At 34.5% G+C, this 17,515-nt stretch carries 18 protein-coding genes; 15 read left to right on the top strand and 3 right to left on the bottom strand.

The window, feature by feature from the left end:
• Window positions 1–75 precede the first annotated feature (75 nt).
• The 6 genes from KGF86_RS09160 to KGF86_RS09135 all read left to right on the top strand — a co-directional run bounded on the left by KGF86_RS09160 (window position 76) and on the right by KGF86_RS09135 (window position 4,457).
• Window positions 76–927: a DUF72 domain-containing protein gene (locus KGF86_RS09160; protein WP_186870025.1), complete on the top strand. Its 852-nt coding sequence runs from the start codon at window positions 76–78 to the stop codon at window positions 925–927.
• Window positions 928–1,094: 167 nt separating this feature from the next.
• Window positions 1,095–1,595 carry an RNA polymerase sigma factor gene (locus KGF86_RS09155; protein ID WP_186870026.1) on the top strand — a complete coding sequence of 167 codons (501 nt, stop codon included), beginning with the start codon at window positions 1,095–1,097 and terminating at the stop codon, window positions 1,593–1,595.
• Window positions 1,585–2,748 carry an anti-sigma factor gene (locus tag KGF86_RS09150; protein ID WP_211741647.1) on the top strand — a complete coding sequence of 388 codons (1,164 nt, stop codon included), beginning with the start codon at window positions 1,585–1,587 and terminating at the stop codon, window positions 2,746–2,748. Before KGF86_RS09155 ends, KGF86_RS09150 begins: the two co-directional genes overlap by 11 nt.
• 127 nt (window positions 2,749–2,875) lie before the next feature.
• A complete protein-coding gene (locus KGF86_RS09145) occupies window positions 2,876–3,487 on the top strand; it encodes a class I SAM-dependent methyltransferase (RefSeq protein WP_211741646.1) in 612 nt (203 codons plus the stop codon).
• 30 nt (window positions 3,488–3,517) lie between these two features.
• Window positions 3,518–4,060, top strand: a complete 543-nt coding sequence (locus KGF86_RS09140; RefSeq protein ID WP_211741645.1) for a GNAT family N-acetyltransferase — start codon at window positions 3,518–3,520, stop codon at window positions 4,058–4,060.
• 91 nt (window positions 4,061–4,151) lie between these two features.
• Window positions 4,152–4,457 (top strand): MGMT family protein, encoded by a 306-nt coding sequence (locus tag KGF86_RS09135; RefSeq protein WP_186870030.1) that lies wholly within the window; start codon window positions 4,152–4,154, stop codon window positions 4,455–4,457.
• A gap of 51 nt (window positions 4,458–4,508) precedes the next feature.
• Here KGF86_RS09135 and KGF86_RS09130 read toward each other — a convergent pair whose 3' ends face one another.
• Complete coding sequence (locus KGF86_RS09130) at window positions 4,509–6,065, bottom strand: ABC-F family ATP-binding cassette domain-containing protein (protein ID WP_211741644.1); 1,557 nt, start codon at window positions 6,063–6,065, stop codon at window positions 4,509–4,511.
• 179 nt (window positions 6,066–6,244) lie between these two features.
• Here KGF86_RS09130 and KGF86_RS09125 point away from each other — a divergent pair, with 179 nt between their 5' ends.
• From KGF86_RS09125 to KGF86_RS09115, 3 genes are all read left to right on the top strand, one after another.
• A complete protein-coding gene (locus KGF86_RS09125; protein ID WP_211741643.1) occupies window positions 6,245–7,093 on the top strand; it encodes a DegV family protein in 849 nt (282 codons plus the stop codon).
• Window positions 7,094–7,341: 248 nt separating this feature from the next.
• Window positions 7,342–8,802 (top strand): vWA domain-containing protein, encoded by a 1,461-nt coding sequence (locus tag KGF86_RS09120; protein WP_211741642.1) that lies wholly within the window; start codon window positions 7,342–7,344, stop codon window positions 8,800–8,802.
• Between the two features lie 54 nt (window positions 8,803–8,856).
• A complete protein-coding gene (locus KGF86_RS09115; RefSeq protein WP_211741641.1) occupies window positions 8,857–9,684 on the top strand; it encodes a hypothetical protein in 828 nt (275 codons plus the stop codon).
• Between the two features lie 111 nt (window positions 9,685–9,795).
• Here KGF86_RS09115 and KGF86_RS09110 read toward each other — a convergent pair whose 3' ends face one another.
• On the bottom strand, window positions 9,796–10,110 hold the full coding sequence (locus KGF86_RS09110) for a hypothetical protein (RefSeq protein WP_186870036.1): 315 nt from the start codon (window positions 10,108–10,110) through the stop codon (window positions 9,796–9,798).
• 108 nt (window positions 10,111–10,218) lie between these two features.
• Between KGF86_RS09110 and KGF86_RS09105 the strand changes: the two genes are divergently transcribed.
• From KGF86_RS09105 to KGF86_RS09095, 3 genes are all read left to right on the top strand, one after another.
• Window positions 10,219–10,692 carry a DinB family protein gene (locus KGF86_RS09105; protein ID WP_211741640.1) on the top strand — a complete coding sequence of 158 codons (474 nt, stop codon included), beginning with the start codon at window positions 10,219–10,221 and terminating at the stop codon, window positions 10,690–10,692.
• Between the two features lie 277 nt (window positions 10,693–10,969).
• A complete protein-coding gene (locus tag KGF86_RS09100; protein WP_211741639.1) occupies window positions 10,970–11,347 on the top strand; it encodes a CopG family transcriptional regulator in 378 nt (125 codons plus the stop codon).
• Between the two features lie 8 nt (window positions 11,348–11,355).
• Complete coding sequence (locus KGF86_RS09095) at window positions 11,356–12,117, top strand: metallophosphoesterase family protein (protein ID WP_211741638.1); 762 nt, start codon at window positions 11,356–11,358, stop codon at window positions 12,115–12,117.
• Between the two features lie 80 nt (window positions 12,118–12,197).
• Here the strand turns inward: KGF86_RS09095 and KGF86_RS09090 are convergent, their stop codons facing one another.
• Complete coding sequence (locus KGF86_RS09090) at window positions 12,198–13,616, bottom strand: TcaA 3rd/4th domain-containing protein (protein WP_211741637.1); 1,419 nt, start codon at window positions 13,614–13,616, stop codon at window positions 12,198–12,200.
• A 541-nt stretch (window positions 13,617–14,157) separates the two neighbouring features.
• Between KGF86_RS09090 and KGF86_RS09085 the strand changes: the two genes are divergently transcribed.
• Genes KGF86_RS09085 through KGF86_RS09075 form a run of 3 tightly spaced genes read left to right on the top strand, consistent with a single transcriptional unit; the run spans window position 14,158 to window position 17,479 of the window.
• Window positions 14,158–15,285, top strand: coding sequence for an AAA family ATPase (locus tag KGF86_RS09085; RefSeq protein ID WP_211741636.1), 1,128 nt, complete (start codon window positions 14,158–14,160; stop codon window positions 15,283–15,285).
• Between the two features lie 49 nt (window positions 15,286–15,334).
• Entirely contained in the window at window positions 15,335–16,510 is a 1,176-nt protein-coding gene (locus tag KGF86_RS09080; RefSeq protein WP_211742013.1) for a TadA family conjugal transfer-associated ATPase, read from the top strand.
• Window positions 16,511–17,479 carry a type II secretion system F family protein gene (locus KGF86_RS09075; protein WP_246521442.1) on the top strand — a complete coding sequence of 323 codons (969 nt, stop codon included), beginning with the start codon at window positions 16,511–16,513 and terminating at the stop codon, window positions 17,477–17,479.
• The last annotated feature ends 36 nt before the right edge of the window (window positions 17,480–17,515 follow it).

Below are 17,515 nucleotides of genomic sequence, written 5' to 3'. Positions count from 1 at the left end.
CGATATAGTAGTGGTATATGATAGTATAGAGGATAATGTAACCTATTAGTTTATTATCACATAGGAGGAATCGGTATGATTTATATCGGACTAACTGGTTGGGGTGATCATGATTTATTATATACTGATGATATTAGACCAAGGGATAAATTAGCCGAGTACAGTAGTCACTTCCCTGTGGTTGAATTAGACGCCTCCTTTTATGCAATACAACCAGTTCGTAATGCATTAAAGTGGGTGAAGGATACTCCAGATACTTTTCGTTTTGTTGTTAAAGCTTATCAAGGAATGACCGGACATCAACGAAAGGAGATTCCTTTTGAAAATAAAGAGATTATGTTTCAGGCCTTTATTGATTCCTTGACGCCTTTTCAAGAGGCCAATAAATTAGCGATGGTATTATTTCAGTTTCCACCGTGGTTTGGCTGTAATAGGGAAAATGTAAACTACTTAAGATATTGTAAGAGAATGATGGGGGAGATTCCGGTCGCCCTAGAATTTCGAAATCAATCCTGGTTTTACGATAAGTATCGTGAAAGCACCTTAACCTTTATGAAACAAAATGGCTGGATTCATTCGATTGCGGACGAACCACAAGCGGGAGAAGGTTCGATTCCTATTGTACCTGTAGCGACTACATCTGACGTTACATTGATTCGTATGCATGGACGGAATTTTCATGGCTGGACTAAACCTAAAAACGCGGATACAAATTGGCGTGATGTTCGCTATTTATATAAATATAATGAGAAGGAATTATTGGATTGGAAGAATCGAGTCTTGGAAATCTCGAAGGAAACGAAGGACATTATCGTATTATTTAACAATAATTCTGGCGGTGATGCTGCAAATAATGCAAAAGAATTTCAACATATGCTTGGAATAGAGTACGAAGGGTTAGCACCTAAGCAGCTCGGGTTGTTTTAACAACGTATATACAATAGAGCTAACTTGATTACGAACAAGATAACCTTTGATAGGGTATCTTGTTTTTTTGGGATATATTCGCTCTTGTAAATATGCTAAAAGATAAAAATTCGAAATTCCTGTTACTAATTTGCTTCTTAATCGTTACATAAGTGAAAGGGGGAGCCATGAAAGATAATCTGGATTACATTTATCACACATATTTTCTTGATATATATCGTTTCCTCCTAATGCTTAGTCGAAACCATCATACAGCAGAAGACCTGGTTCAAGAAACGTTTATTAGAGCCCATCTATATATCGAGAATTATAAGGGGGAGAGTGTTAAAGCCTGGCTATTTACAATTGCACATCATGTTTTTATTGATTATTACCGTAAGCATAAAAAGATGATGATAAAAGAAGATACTTTCTTCACTACTTTTATGGATAAGAAGAATTTGTTTGAAGAAGATGTAGTTAGAAAAGAAGAGATTCAAGAAATCATATATTTACTCAATGATTTACCAGAAAAACAAAGATATGCTGTATTATTGCATGATGTCCATGGACTTACTCAAGCTGAAGCATCGAGTGTAATGGGGGTTAAACAATCGTATTTTAAGGTTTTGTTATTTCGCGGCAGACAATATGTAAGACAGAGGAGGGAACAATCGGATGAAAGATGATTTTAAGAAGAAATTAGATGCCTATGAAAAAGGAGAACTTTCCGAAGCGGAAAAAGAAAAGGTCGAGCAGGAGTTAGAAAAATTAGAAAAATATTATGAGTTCATAGACGAAAAAGAAGATAAAGACCGAATAGTTAATCCTATGAATGATGAAAAGCAAATAAAAATACTGAGACGAAGTAAATGGAAAGCTAGGTTTCAGACTGCTATTATGGTAATCAGTATTCTCTTCTTTGTTACGATTTTATCAACTATCCTAACAGCTGTTTATTATTCATGGGGAAAACCAGACCGAGTCGATACCTTTCGAAATATAATTGATTATACATTAACAGTCACGAATCCATATGGTTATTATGGAGGAACAAGTACGAATACAAAACCATTCTTTTCTATGGAAGCTAGTAGAGATTTAATAAAGAGGGTTGGGGATGAAACATTAGTAGTTGGCGAAATGAAAGTTAACTTCTTGTTCTCTCTGATGGGATTCCCAATGGAAGATTTCTACGGGAGAATGAAGCAAGAGCAACCAGGATTTATTCTTCCTGGAGCAGAAAGCGAAATGGCTGATTGGAACCAATTAGAACAATTATCCGAGGGAACGGTTGTATCTGCATATGTGTCTTTTTCCGAGCTACTAAGTACAAATGACGTATTCCAATTATTTAATGGTAGAAATCTAGATATTATCTGGTTTGCCGTTTATACGGGGCAAGAAGGAGAATCAAGATATGCCGGTACTATTTTCGAGCCAATTGGCTTTCCTGATTATCCGATCTGGCATGATAATGATATGATATTAGATTCTAGGGAGGAAGAAAAGGGTTTATTTGGTAGTAAGGTAGTCTCTGAATCACATTATTCTCCGGTATATGAAGAAGGGGATTATGAACTGCTTCACACACAATTTATGAAGACACTAGCTTTTCTTTCCAAATATGAAAGTAAGGCAAATAAGCTAACCTTTGAACCGTTAAATATAGATAATAGAATACAGTATTTAAAAGAGCATGGAATCGAACATTACGGTGCTGTCATTACGGGTCCAACAAAGGAAATCTTAAAACTTCAGGAAGAACCAATGATTAGTGATCTAGAAGTAGATGAAGTGTCATTCTGGAATTGGGAATGGGACAGAAGTGAGGAAGAATAAGGTGTAATATTAAAGGAGATTAAGAAGCTTAAAATTATCTTAATCTCCTTCTTATGTTACGATTACTTTATCAAGAATAGACACCATAAGTTAATACTTGCCATGACGAACTTATGAGGAGTTATATATGAAGAAGGAAAAATTAATAAAAAAGTATGACAGTCAGGTTTCCATGTATGAAAATAATCGTAATAATCCAACTGTAGCAGGATGGCGGGAGAAACTTATTAAGTCAGCTTATGGTAAAGTGTTAGAAGTCGGAGTAGGTGTAGGAGCTAATTTTCCACATTATGACAAACAAAAGGTCAGTGAGATTATCGGAGTGGATTTTAGTAAAGAGATGATTAAAAGTGCTGAGCAGCAAGCTATAACAAATCAGTTACATGTGCATTTTATCCATCAGGATGTTGATACACTTTCTTTGCAATCCAATTCTTTTAATAGTATTGTTTCGACTCTGACACTATGTAGTTATCCAGATCCAGTGAAAACCTTAAATAAATATAATGATTGGTGTCAGGAAGATGGCGCTGTATTGTTTTTAGAACACGGGTTAAGTTCCAATATATTGTTGTCTATGACACAAAAGGTGGTTGATCCACTTTATAGAAGGTTTTCAGGTTGTCATTGCGATCGAGATATTCTGAAGATTATGGAGGCATCTAAACTACAAGTCAAACACTTCGAACAATACTGGTCTGGCATGGTTTCATTAATATGGGCAAAACCTAATAAATAGAAACCTTTTGGGAAAGGGAGGCAACCAACCATGTATTACCAAGGTAAATCGGTATATTTAAGACCCTTAACAAAAGAAGATAACAAAAGCATACTAAATGCAGTTCATGATGAAGAAATTCGTTATATGACTGGAACGAGAAACACGTTTACTATGGAACAAATAAATGCTCAAATAGATCGAATATTAGAAGATGATTCTCGTTATGATTTTGCAATTTGTTTAGTTGAAGCTGATGGTATCATCGGTGATTTAACCATATTAGACATCGACAAAATGAATAGAAAAGCTGGATTTCGAATTGCACTGCATGATAAGAAGTATTTTAATAAGGGTTATGGTACGGAGGCGGTGGAACTTGCATTAGCTTTTACGTTTAAGGAGTTAAAGTTAAACCGACTGCAACTAGAGGTCTATTCGCATAATAAGCGAGGGATAAAGGCTTATGAGAAGGTAGGCTTTAAAGTGGAGGGCGTACTAAGGGATTCGCTATTTTATAATGAAACATATTCTGATGAAATCATAATGGGGATACTAGCAGAGGATTACTTTAGAAGACAAAAAACCAGCTAGTATACGGGAGAGAGTATATTGAGTAGATAATTTGAACCAGTATAAACAATACCTTGATATTCTATTAGGAAGCATTTGCTGGAGGATAATGATGACACCATTTACAGAGAACGTAATTAAATTGATAAAGCAAATACCAGAGGGGAGAGTAATGACTTATGGCCAGATTGCTAGACTAGCTGGTAGTCCAAGGGCTGCTCGTCAGGTTGTTCGTATTTTACATTCTATGAGTAAAAAATACCGGCTTCCCTGGCATCGAGTTGTGAATGCAGAAGGTAAAATAGTAATAAAGGATGAAGCATCCTATCATGAACAGATTCTGAAATTAGAAGCTGAAGGAGTAGCATTGGGGAGCCTTAATGAAGTTAATTTAGAAACATATCGATGGCTTCCATAAATACTAAAAAAGAATGCCACATTGCTAGGGCATTCTTTTTGCATGATAATCTTAAAATACTTTTGTTGTCCAATCTTCACAATTCCAAATATCTGTTACCAGACCATCATAAAATTCAGGTTCGTGGGAAATAAGGAGAACACTTCCTTTATATTCCTTTAGTGCTCGTTTCAACTCAACCTTTGCATCATGATCTAAGTGGTTAGTTGGCTCATCTAGTACAAGTATATTTGTCTCGCGATTCATTAATTTACATAACCGTACCTTCGCCTTCTCTCCACCACTTAATACTTGTACCTTACTCTCGATATGTTTCGTTGTTAATCCACATTTTGCAAGTGCTGCACGAACTTCGTATTGGGTAAAGTGAGGGAATTCATCCCATACTTCTTCAATACAAGTATTGGTATTTGCCGTTTTGATTTCTTGCTCAAAATAGCCGATATGCAAATTCTCCCCGCGTTCAACATCCCCCGATACAGGAGGGATTTCTCCTAATAAACTTCTTAACAGTGTGGTCTTTCCAATTCCGTTTGCTCCATAAAGTGCTATCTTTTGTCCACGTTCCATTGATAAGTTTAATGGGCGAGACAATGGTTCACCATAACCGATAACGAGATCCTTTGTCTCGAATAAATATTTACTTGGTGTACGTGCTTCTTTAAATTGAAACTCAGGTTTTGGCTTTTCAGCGTCGAGTTCAATAACGTCCATTTTATCTAATTTTTTCTGGCGGGATTGTGCCATCCTCGCCGTTGCTGCATTTGCCTTATTACGAGCAACAAAGTCTTTTAAATGGGCAATTTCTTTTTGTTGTTTCTTATATGCTGCTAACTGTTGCTGTTTCTTCAAATCATGTAATCGTAGGAATTCATCGTAGTCCCCAGGATAACGAGTTAGCTCTAAATTTTCCATATGATAAATCAAGTTCACGACACTGTTTAAAAAAGGAATATCGTGAGAAATGAGTATAAAGGCATTGTCGTAATTCTGTAAATACGTTTTTAACCATTCTATATGTTCCACATCAAGATAGTTTGTCGGCTCATCGAGAAGTAGAATTTCAGGTTTTTCTAGGAGTAGTTTAGCTAATAATACTTTCGTACGCTGACCACCACTCAAATCATGGACATCGCGGTCTAGTCCAAAGTCATTTAACCCAAGTCCGTTCGCAACTTCTTCGACCTTTGCATCAATTGTATAGAAGTCATTATTGGTCAGAGAATCCTGCATACGACCGGTTTCTTCTAATAGTTTTTCTAGCTCTTCAGGTGATGCTTCTCCCATTTTGGCAAAAAGCTGATTCATTTCTTCTTCCATATCATACAAATACTGAAAAGCGGTTCGTAATACATCACGAATAGACAAACCTTGCTTTAATACAGCATGCTGATCTAAATAACCTACTCGGACATGCTTGGCCCAAGTTATCGTTCCAGCATCTGGTTGTAATTTTCCTGTAATTATATTCATGAAAGTTGACTTTCCTTCACCATTTGCTCCGATTAGTCCAATATGTTCACCTTGTAATAACCGGAATGATACATTTTCGAGTATCGCACGATCACCAAAGCCATGACTTAAATTTTTAACTGTTAGTAAACTCATATTCGGTAACACCTTATCCTTCCTAGGTACATTCTTTTTTATTATAAGGGTCATGATCAAAAAGTGATAGGGGTAAATAATGAAAAATATAATTATTACCAGATATTAATACTTGGTATAATTTACACTTAGCTGTATTATTATTTTAATAAGTATAGGTGAAATGGAGAGGGAGAGTCATGAGTAAACGTAAAATTGCTTTTGTAACGGATAGTACGGCTTTTTTGACAGAGGAGCTAATAGCACATCCAGATGTGTATGTTGTCCCAATTGTTATCATTTCAAATGGGAAGGAGTACGAGGATGGTATTGACCTATCTAGTGCACAGTTATATGAAATGATTCGGACAGAAAAGGAAGTCCCTAAAACTTCCCAGCCCAATGTGGAGAAATTTAAGCAGTTATATAAGCATTTAAAAGAAGAATATGAACATGTTATCGCTATTCATGTATCGTCAAAATTAAGTGGAACTATTTCGAGCTCGAAGGCGGGAATGGAGCAAGTAGGATTACAAGTTAAAATCATTGACTCGGGATCACTCTCTTTTGCCATAACCTTCCTAATAGAAAAAGGAATAGAGCTAGTCGAACAAGGTATCGATGTAGAAGGGATTGTTCTACAGTTGGATCAGATGGCAAATCAGCATAAGAATCTAATTCTATTAGATACATTAGAACAGCTATTTAAAGGAGGGAGATTATCAAGTGCGCAATTTGTGCTAGGAAATCTCCTTAAGATTAAACCAATTTTGGCTATAGGGGACAAGGGAGAACTAGGGGTGGTGGAACGAATTCGTTCTGAGAAAAAAGCTACGCGTAGAATGATAGATTTAATAAGGGCATCTTGTAAGGAGCATGCTGTGACAAAAATCGGTATTGCAAATGCCAATGCTCTTGAAAAAGCTGAAGCAATACGCAAAGAAATCCTTTTACAATTTCCAGATATAGAAGTTGTTATTGGTGAAGTAAGTTCATCTCTAGCTGTTCATGCAGGAGAAGGAGCGATTGCAGTGTTCTGGAGTATATAAAGTATGGAAGCTATGCTGGTGGGGTAGTAATATTGTACCCTACCAGCATATTTTTTCTTGATGTTCTCCATTAAAACGAAGAAATAAAAGAGTCTAAATGGGTAATAGTTACTATTTTTTGAAATTTTGATTTTTTATGGTATGAAATTTAGTACTATTTATAATATAAGATTTTAAACGCATAGAGTCTTGCCAATAAAAACTGGATGATTCGATAACTTTTCATATTCTAGGAGGGAGTTAATAGGTTGTTATACATAAATCACCGTAAAGTAATTTTCGTTTTGGTTCTATTTTTCTCTTTGGTTTCTATTCAAGCTTGTTCTCATGATTCGAACGATACAGAGAATAGGGATGAAGTGAAAAATGATGTGAGTGAAGAAGTGGTTGATGAACAAGAAAATGTACCAGAAGATAAAAATGAAAGAGATGATGTTGACCTATCAGAAGAACCAACAAATAACCCCGAAGATTTACTTGAAATAGCACCCAATGAACCAACGAATCTAGACGAAATTATTAACTATCCAACAGGTCCTCTTGCAGGGAATGGATTGCATACCGGAAAAGAACCATTACTAAGTGCTGAGCAAATGGCAGATTATGTTAAAGAAGTCCTCCCGCCTATTAAAGAAGATGTCAGTGAAGAATACTTAGACAAATGGTGGCGAGCCTATCGCTATCTTTTTGCAGAGGATTATCAAGATCCGAGACAACTCATTACAAAAATGAAGTTTGATAACTTTGGTCATCCAGGATTAGAGGATGAACAGTTTACCTTCAAAGAGCAGTTAAATGTACTAGTAATTCTTGATGTTAGTGGAAGTATGGCAAATGAAATCAATGGAAAATCGATGATGGATATTGCGAAGGATTCGATTCGCGAATTTACCTCTAGTCTACCAAATGAAGCAAATGTTGGTCTTCGAGTCTATGGTCATGAAGGCGCACGAACTGGTAAAACCCCAGAACAGTCTTGTGAAGTTAGTGAGTTAGTTTATGAAATCCAACCAATCAATGCTTCCGAATTTAATAGTGTAATAGATCCTTTTATCCCAACTGGATGGACGCCTATTGGTTTAAGCTTAGAACAGGCAAAAGAGGATTTCGCTAACCTTCCAGGAGATACGAATACCAATCTCGTATACATCGTCAGTGATGGTGCCGAAACATGTGGAGGAGACCCAGCTGGTGCTGCAAAAGAACTTGCTGAATCTGATATTCAATCTATTGTTAATGTAATCGGTTTTAATGTAGATATCGAGGGCCAAAGTCATTTACGCGAAATAGCAGAAGCTGGTGGAGGAATTTATACGAATGCAGGGGATGAGGAACAATTAAATGAGGTCTTTGAACAGGCAAAGAGAATGGTTGAGATGTGGAAAGAATGGAAGACTGGAGCAAAGAAAGATGTTATGGAACAAAAAAGGGATCAAACGATTGACCTTTTGAAATTTTCAAGTAATTGGATTCAAAAAAGTGCGGATGAAAGCCATAATTTAAATGGTGTGTCAACTATATTGCGACAGGATAATTATATAACGAGTGAGGCAAGTAGATATTTTCGAAGGAAAAATAGTGATCTATATAGTTTATTTAATGACATTGAACGTACATCGTTTGAAGAGTTAATGGATGAGTTAGAGGAAAATTATAGAGAAATCCAGATACAAATTGATGAATTTTATCAAGATAACGTAGGTGATTAGTAACCATACGAGAGGATTTTTGAGATTTCATAAAACAATATTAGGATGATTCAAATGAACCAAATTGATGGAAATCAAATTCTTAAGTTAGGTAAGAAGCATAAAAAATGGAATGAGGACGTGACAATAGAAGGGTTCCCGTATTTAATTAATAATAATAGGTATTTTTTAGCAAATTATCTTGGGAAGCTCTCAAAAGATGTAAAGAATATAGCCATAATAACACCTGATACTATGCGAAAGGAAGATGCATTAAAGGCTTTAAAGCCACTAGTTTATTTTTCTATAGCTTTTGATAGATTAGAGAACAATACAAAAGGAAGAGCAGAGTTAGACTTCAGTGTATATGAGGAAATAAGAGACTATTTAAGGAATATTTTAAACTCAGGAGTATTAAAGACCGACTTATTAGCAATCTATGAACGTTCACTCAAGATAATAGAAAAGAATCTGCACTTACAAGAAGAAATGTTAGCTTTAAGGGGGGGAGTTACTTCAATTGCTAAAAGAATACTAGCCAGAAGTTATTTTGTGGATAGTGAAATTGAGGAAATTCTAAATATGGTGCCAGCTCCGGGATGGATTCAATATGAGCAATTATATGATAGTTATAAGTATAGACATGATTTTGATGTGGTATATGAAAACCAAAATAATGTAGAGTTAAAGCCCTTTTTTAATTTTCGAGATCCAAAGACTCTATATAATATGACTAGTAAGATTGCTGAACATCAACTAAGAAATTCTTTAGATAACTTAACAGATAGCATAGATATGTCTGCATATACTAAAGAGGAGTACTTTAATTATTGGACTACTAAGTTTAAAAAAGGTTTATCAGATCGTTATATATATTTAAGTAATATAATTCGATATCCTTGATGAAAATGTTGTAAAGGAGAAGTAAGCCAGGATTTTGATATTTATGTTATTGTATATAAACAATAAGTAGCCAAACCAAAAAAACAAGGACCGGGCTAATCACCCGGTCTATTAATCTTTATCATATTGTAAGTACTGGTAGTTATCAGTTGGAATACGACTTATTATATTACCTTCAGTATCTTTATGAACTTCGTATTCACGGTAAGTCTCTATTATTTTTCCATTCCTTTCATTCATATCTTCAAGCATAAATTCAAATGAACTTGAGGCACTACGTTCAGTAGGCTGTGTATCTGCATCTACTGATTCATCTTCTTGCATTTCATAATAGATGGTTTGTTCATTAGAAGTTGGCGGAGAATCTAATATTGCAGACAATATAATGACCATTAGGGCGCCGAATAAAGCTAACTTTGTTTTCATAATGAAACTCCTTTCTTGAAACTCTGTTATATTTATATGCATGTCCCATGTAATTAATCGTAAAAAACATTAAAATAATAGTGTATGTATTTGAAAGGAGTGGAAATGATGTATCGAACAAAAGAAGATTTTCTGCTTGATTGGGATCAAGCAGTTAATGGAACTGTGAACGTTCTTGAAGCACTAACAGATGATAAGTTAAATCAAGCAATTGTGGAGGGCCATAATACGTTAGGTTGGTTAGGCTGGCATCTTGCAACAGCTCTTGGGTTTTTCGGTGGACAAATTGGATTACAAGTTGAGCCAGTAGGGGGACCAAATGATGTCCCAACAACTGCAGCAGAAATCGTAACTGCCTATAAAAAGTCAGCAGCAGATGTTAAAGAAAGTGTAGCGGCTTTAACGGATGAACAATTACTTGAAACAGTTGAGAGCTTTGGAAGTCAAGTTCCTAGAGGAGCATTATTGCGTTCCATGATTGATCATCAAACACATCACCGTGGTCAAATGACTGTACTCTTGAGACAAGCTGGATTGAAAGTGCCTGGTGTAATGGGACCTACAATAGAAGATCAAGCGTAATTTAAAAAAGAGCAAAATCTTTTTAAAAAAGGATTTTGCTCTTTTTGCTTTTTAGATAATTTATTAAAAGCGAAGATACATCATACTTGAATTAAAATATAGAAAAAGATGAGGTTAATAATAGAATGTAAAATCGTCGAGGGCGCATGCTACGGTTGTTGAAAGAAATGATGTGTGTTAATAATTTTTATAAAAATCAAATTATTTTACTCGTCTGTATAGATGGGTAAGGGAGTGCGTGGTATACTTATAAAAACAAATTCTAGGAGTGGTGAAATTGGCTGATACTGAAAAAGTGACCGTCAATTTAAATGTAGTGGACCTTGGGAAGATTGACTTACTAGTGGAACAAGGCTTTTATTCTAACAGGACGGATTTCATTAAAAGCTCTATACGAAATCAGTTATCTGAACATGCTGAAGAGGTAAATAAGTTGACAACCGATAAGGTATTAGGTGCCCTCTATTATTCACGTAAAGATTTAGAAGAAGTAGTTGCCAATGGAAAAGTACTTGATATAAAAGTAATTGGCATGTTAGCTTTTGCCGATGACGTGGATGAGGAATTAGTTCGGAAGTCTATTAGATCATTAAAGGTTTTGGGAGTATTACGAGCATCGAAGGAAGTCCGGAAAGCATTAGATAGGATAAAGTAGGGGATAAAATGGGAGAGAAGTTTGCTATTATAACAGATATCCACGGAAATAGTGCAGCACTAAAGGCGGTATTAGAAGATATTAAAAGAGACAAAGATATCGGCCGGATTTATTGCTTAGGTGATATGATTGCAATTGGGCATGAGACGAATCAGGTGTTGGAGCTATTATTTTCTGAGAAAAATATTTCTTTTGTTACGGGAAATCATGAGCAATCCGTTCTTAATATCATTTTAGGTAAACCTTCACATAGTCAAGAAATTGTCCAAAAGCACCACGAATGGATTGCCAAAAATCTCGATAAAGCGTATATGGAACGCTTAGCAAATATTCCGAAGCAAATAACAACAGAAATTGCTGGTAAGAAGGTATTGTTTTTACACTACCATTTAGATTGTAATAATCAGTTCTTACCATTGGATACGGATCCTACAGGTCCTAGCTTGGAGAAAATCTATGAAGTTACAGATGTTGATCTTGTATGTTTTGGACATCATCATACGATCCATCATTTTAGTTCGAAAAGTCGGATGTATTTAAATCCAGGTCCACTTGGGTGCGGTCATAAGCCCTTAGCACCGTACGGAACGATAGAAATAGGAGAAAATGGTCAAGTGAATGTTCACATTAAGGAAGTTCCCTATGATAATCGAGCATTTCTTAAGTCAATTTTTGAGACTAAGTATCCGGCTTATGAGACTGTATTAGAAGTCTTTCATGGTAATCAACATATTCCTTTAGTTGAAGAAGAGGAAGTTAATAGTAAGTAGTTAAAGTGGTATTTTTATGCTTTTCAATGGGCTAAATAAGAGAAAACAATTCCTTAAATGGAATTGCTTTCTCTTTTCATTTAATTAAATTCATATATAATGTCGTCCTCATAGGTGAAGAAATGGGAAAATTCATAGTCATAAACTAACCATTGCTGAATATCCTCATCAAATAATAATTCAACTGTAGCACCACGCAAGTATTCGTGTGGGTTCTCCCCTTCAAATATTCTCCCTAAATGTCCATTAGGCTCATAATAATGTAGCATAACATCCATCTTTAATTTGTATGCTTCTAACTCATTGTCGTATAGTGGATCCTGGTACCAGTTGACTTTATATTGAGTGCTTAATAATGTTCCCTCGTAGTCTGGGATATGTGACTCCACATGAGATATTGTCTCATTTACTTTTTCAACCATTATATCAGAAACATTATCTTCCAGAACGGATGCATCACGTGCATTAACAGAATCGGTGTAGGTCAAAAAAACGTTATTAATTACGTTTATAATTTTTTCCTCTTCCTCTTTGGATATGGCTGGTGTTTTACTGAAGTTATACTCTAATTCACTGCTATCAATGATTAAAGGTTCACTTACAACCGTTTCCCAAGGCATTTTTTTCTCTAAATGAATGGATATGTTCTCATTTAATGGAAAGGGCCCGATACTTTGAGTACCTTTATTTATTATAAAATCTGTTTCTCTCTCATTAATAAATAATGTTGCTTCATCTTCAAATGTAGAAACAATCTGAATCATACCTATATCTAAATTAAATTCGAGCTTTGTACTATCTGTATCCAAGTTAAATAGTGTAACCTGATTAGTTTGTTCAGTTGATACATAATTATTATCAAACTTTGCCTTTACTTCATAAATTCCCGGCATGTACGGACCGTATGTTTCCCTGTGAGTACCTTTGTCTACAATTGTATCAACTACCTTGTTATTTATTAATAGGTCAATTTCGGCATCTGAAGTCAAAATATCAATAAATGCAGGAATTACGACTAAATCATAATCTTTATCTTCCTCATTTTTCAATAAGGTAATTGTCGCATGTGATTTTGTAGAAACGGGTTCCTCTTCTGAAGAATATGCTGTTGCTTTATCCTCTAGACTATTCAGTATAGTGTTATAGTATTCTGGATTTTCCTGAAAGAAAGAAATTAATTCCATCGCGTCTTCACGATTAATTTCAAATGAGTTTTCATAGGGAGTTAATAATTCAACAAGTGCTTCAGAGTCCTCATTAATGACTGTCTCTTTAAATGACTGTACCTTTTCCATTGGATCAACTAGGTCCATTTGCTTGTTATTATTTAATATAAAATAAGCTATAGGAACCCCTAATAACAATATAATTAATGGAATAGCTATGTATAACTTCTTAGAAAGTCTCTTTTTCTGCTGATTTTCTATCTCCCGTCCACATTCTGGACAAGACTCTAATTTTGAATTTGGAAACTTATGCTTACAATATTTACACTTCAATAAAATTCACCTCAAAAAAGTCAAATTATTCATACTTCAAATCCTAACATACATGTCAAGATTTTATATGAAACTTTTTAACTAAAATTATAAAAAATTTTACTTTATTAATTGTAAATTTAATGTTGATTTATAAGGACGAGCGTACAATTTTGTTTCATTTATATTACGGATTTGTTAAGAGAGAGTAACGAAAAAAGAAAATCATGTCTTTAGTTCTAGTAAAATAATCCTTACTCTTGGCGGATTAGAATATTATTTATCTTCGTTAGTAGAGAGGTAAGGTAATCTTTAGACATCCTTTAATAGATGCTAAACCTTAGTACACTCAATAGTTTAGCTTATTCAGTGATCTACTTTGGAGGGCTTGTAAAACGAAAAGTAAATGATAGGTAAAAAGGGAAAACGTAAATACAGAATTTTGCAATCTGGGTAATAAATACCGTTTTTAGAATTTTGTATTTTTTTTACAATAAAATTTAGTAAAATTTATACAAGTAGTTGTAAGACTTTATTATCAATTAAATGGTGGTGTTAGTCGTTGAAGAAGATTCGGATTGTTATTACAGACACAAATGTTGATTATCTACAATCATTAGCATCGTTTATCCGTAATGAAGGTGGTAATAATCAATTTTTAGTTACTTACTTTTCAAAAGAAGAAACTCTAAGTTCGTATCTGAAACAAGGTGAAATGGTTGATATATTATTAGTAAGTTCTGAAATAAGTATTCCTAGGATCCAACGAGATATGTTTGTCATTTTATTAGAAGATGACCTACTAAAGGTTAAGAATACATCAATGCCTTCTGTATATCGTTACCAGAGGCTTGATCAGCTAGTATCTAACATTCTTGGATTGTACTATGAAAAAAACGAGGAAGCAGGGAGGTTATTACAAAGAAATAATCAAACGAAAATTTTTTCCTTTTATTCTCCGAATGGAGGAGTTGGCAAAACAACTACTGCAGTAAACTTTTCAAAACAATTAGCTTTGAATGATGCAAAAGTATTTTATTTAAATCTAGAAACTTTTAATACAACAAAGTTATTTTTATCAGATGATAATGAGAATCCCTCGTTACAAATCTTTTATTACGCAAAAACAGCATCGGGGCAACTACTTTCCAAAATTGAGAAATTACGAAGGCATGATCCGCATGCAATGGTGGATTTTTTTGATATTGAGATAAATGCTCAAGAATTGCTGGAGTTGTCAGGAAATGAAATTGAGAGAATAGTAAATGGCTTATTAGAAACAGATGCTTATGATTACATAATTTTAGATTTAGATAGTTCGATACATGAGAGAAATTTAATGGCAATGAAAGAAAGTGATACGATATTTTGGATTTTGGCTAATGATTCCGTGGGACCTTTAAAAACAAAATCATTTTTAGAGGAAGAAGAGAAGTTTTTTGGTAGAGAGAATGTTATGAAAGATAAAATGTCGTTAATTATTAATAAATTTAACGGAAACCTACTAAATGATTTTGATGAACTAGAGTTACCAATAGATGGTTATCTTCCATTTATACCAAACTGGACTCACCCTCAATCAAGGGCAGAGCTATTAGGTAATGACTTATTTAATCAAGAAATCCAGTCAATCATAAGGAAGGTTATTTTGACAAATCAGGAAGGAGGAGTATTAAATAGTGGATTTTGATCAGGTAGTGAAGACCTTAATTAAACAATTACGTGAGACACTTGATTTGATGCATTCAATGTCGAACGATGAGCTGATAGAGTACATAGAAGCTGCTGTCTTTGATTATGCTAAAGAAGAAAAATTGAAATCGAATGAGATAAAATATTTAGTTGATCGGATATTTAATGCATTTAGGGGTTATGATGTCTTACAACCATTAATAGATGACAAATCTATTACTGAAATTATGGTTAATAATCATCAAGAGATTTTTATTGAACGAGATGGTGCTACTACCCAGGTCGACATTCAGTTTGAAAGTGAACAAAAGCTAGAGGATATTATTCAGGCAATAGTTTCTCGAGTGAATAGAGTAGTTAACGAATCTTCCCCAATAGTTGATGCGCGGTTAAGTGATGGTTCTAGGGTGAATGTAGTATTACCACCTATTGCGTTAAAAGGACCAGTTATGACTATTCGGAAATTCCCTGCTAATCCACTAACGATAAATGATTTAATTGCATTTCAATCTATTTCTAAGGACGCAGCTAAGTTTTTACAAAAGCTTGTTGTATCTAAATACAACATTTTTATAAGTGGTGGAACTGGTTCTGGTAAAACAACATTCTTAAATGTCCTATCTAATTTTATTCCTAGACATGAAAGGATAATTACTATAGAGGACTCAGCAGAACTTCAAATTAAAAATGTTCCGAACTTAGTTAGTTTGGAAACCAGAAATGCCAACACAGAAGGGAAAGGAGAAATTGCAATTCGTGAATTAATTCGTACTTCATTACGTATGAGACCAGATCGCATCATCGTGGGTGAGGTTCGTGGTGCAGAAGCACTGGATATGTTACAGGCGATGAACACAGGCCATGACGGTTCACTATCAACAGGCCATGCTAACTCTACGAAAGATATGCTGAGTCGACTAGAAACGATGGTACTAAATGGAGCAGAGCTTCCTGTAGGGGTAATTCGGAATCAGATTAGTTCTGCTGTTGATATTATGATCCACCTAATGCGCTTACGTGATAATACTAGAAAAGTAGTTGAAATAAGTGAAGTATTACATGTTGAAGATGGGGAGGTTGTTTTAAACCCATTATATGAATTTATAGAAGAAGGGGAGACAGAAACAGGCAAAATTATTGGAGAATTGAAATCAACAGGAAATCAAATTCTTAATAAATCAAAAGCTCAATTGGCTGGTATAACAGTAGGAGGTATGGAATAGATGGGGGAGAATATGACCGATATAGTTATTTTAATATTTTTAATATGCCTCATCATTACATATATTATCGTAGTTATTAATAGGAAAAAGAAAGAAAAGGAAATGTCAGTTGAACCAGCTGTAATCGAAAAACTTAAAGCGGAAACAGAATTGGAAATCTTAAAGAAGCAACACTTCATAGATAAGATGAAGGAAAAAACAAACAGAGATGTTGAGTCACACTTGGTTGATTATTCTGTTTATCGTTTAACGTTTAAAGAATACTTGTTTTATGCCGTAATTGCGGGAATGGTCTTCTTTCTAATCGGATATTTATTTTATGAGAGTATTATTTTTTCCTTTATCATATCGGGATTAGGTCTGATATTCCCAAAATTTCAAAAGAAGAAATTACTTGAACAACGCAAGGAGAAATTAACAGTTCAATTCAAAGAGGCTATAGGTTCACTGTCTTCTTCATTAGCTGCTGGTAGATCGATTGAGAATAGTTTAAAAGAAGTAGTGACGGACTTGTATTTACTGTATCCTGATCCAAATACATATATCATCAGAGAATTTGAAATTATTAATCGAAGAATTGAAAATGGGGATACAGTAGAAAATGCTATTCGTGATTTCAGTGTACGCTCCGATATAGACGACATTATTAATTTTGCTAATGTATTTATTACATGTAAGCGTACAGGTGGAAACCTGGTAGAAGTTATCAGAAGAACTTCTGATATTATTAGTGAAAAAATAGATATACAACAAGAGGTTTCTGTTATGATGGCACAGAAAAAGTTTGAGTCTAGGATTTTAAGTGTCGCACCTCTAGGGATGATATTACTACTTAAGTATGCAGCAGGGGACTATCTCTCACCAATGTATCAGTGGTCATCCAATGGTCCAATTGTTATGACAGTTTGTTTAGTTATACTGGTCTTTTCATACTGGCTAAGCCAGAAAATAATGAACATTAAGGTGTGAATAGGTAATGATTTATTTTTTAATACCTGCTCTAGT

Source organism: Ornithinibacillus massiliensis (assembly GCF_018310345.1).
Lineage (GTDB): Bacteria > Bacillota > Bacilli > Bacillales > Amphibacillaceae > Ornithinibacillus > Ornithinibacillus massiliensis.
Note: the sequence above shows the minus strand (reverse complement) of the source record. Positions and strands in the feature narration are given on the sequence as shown.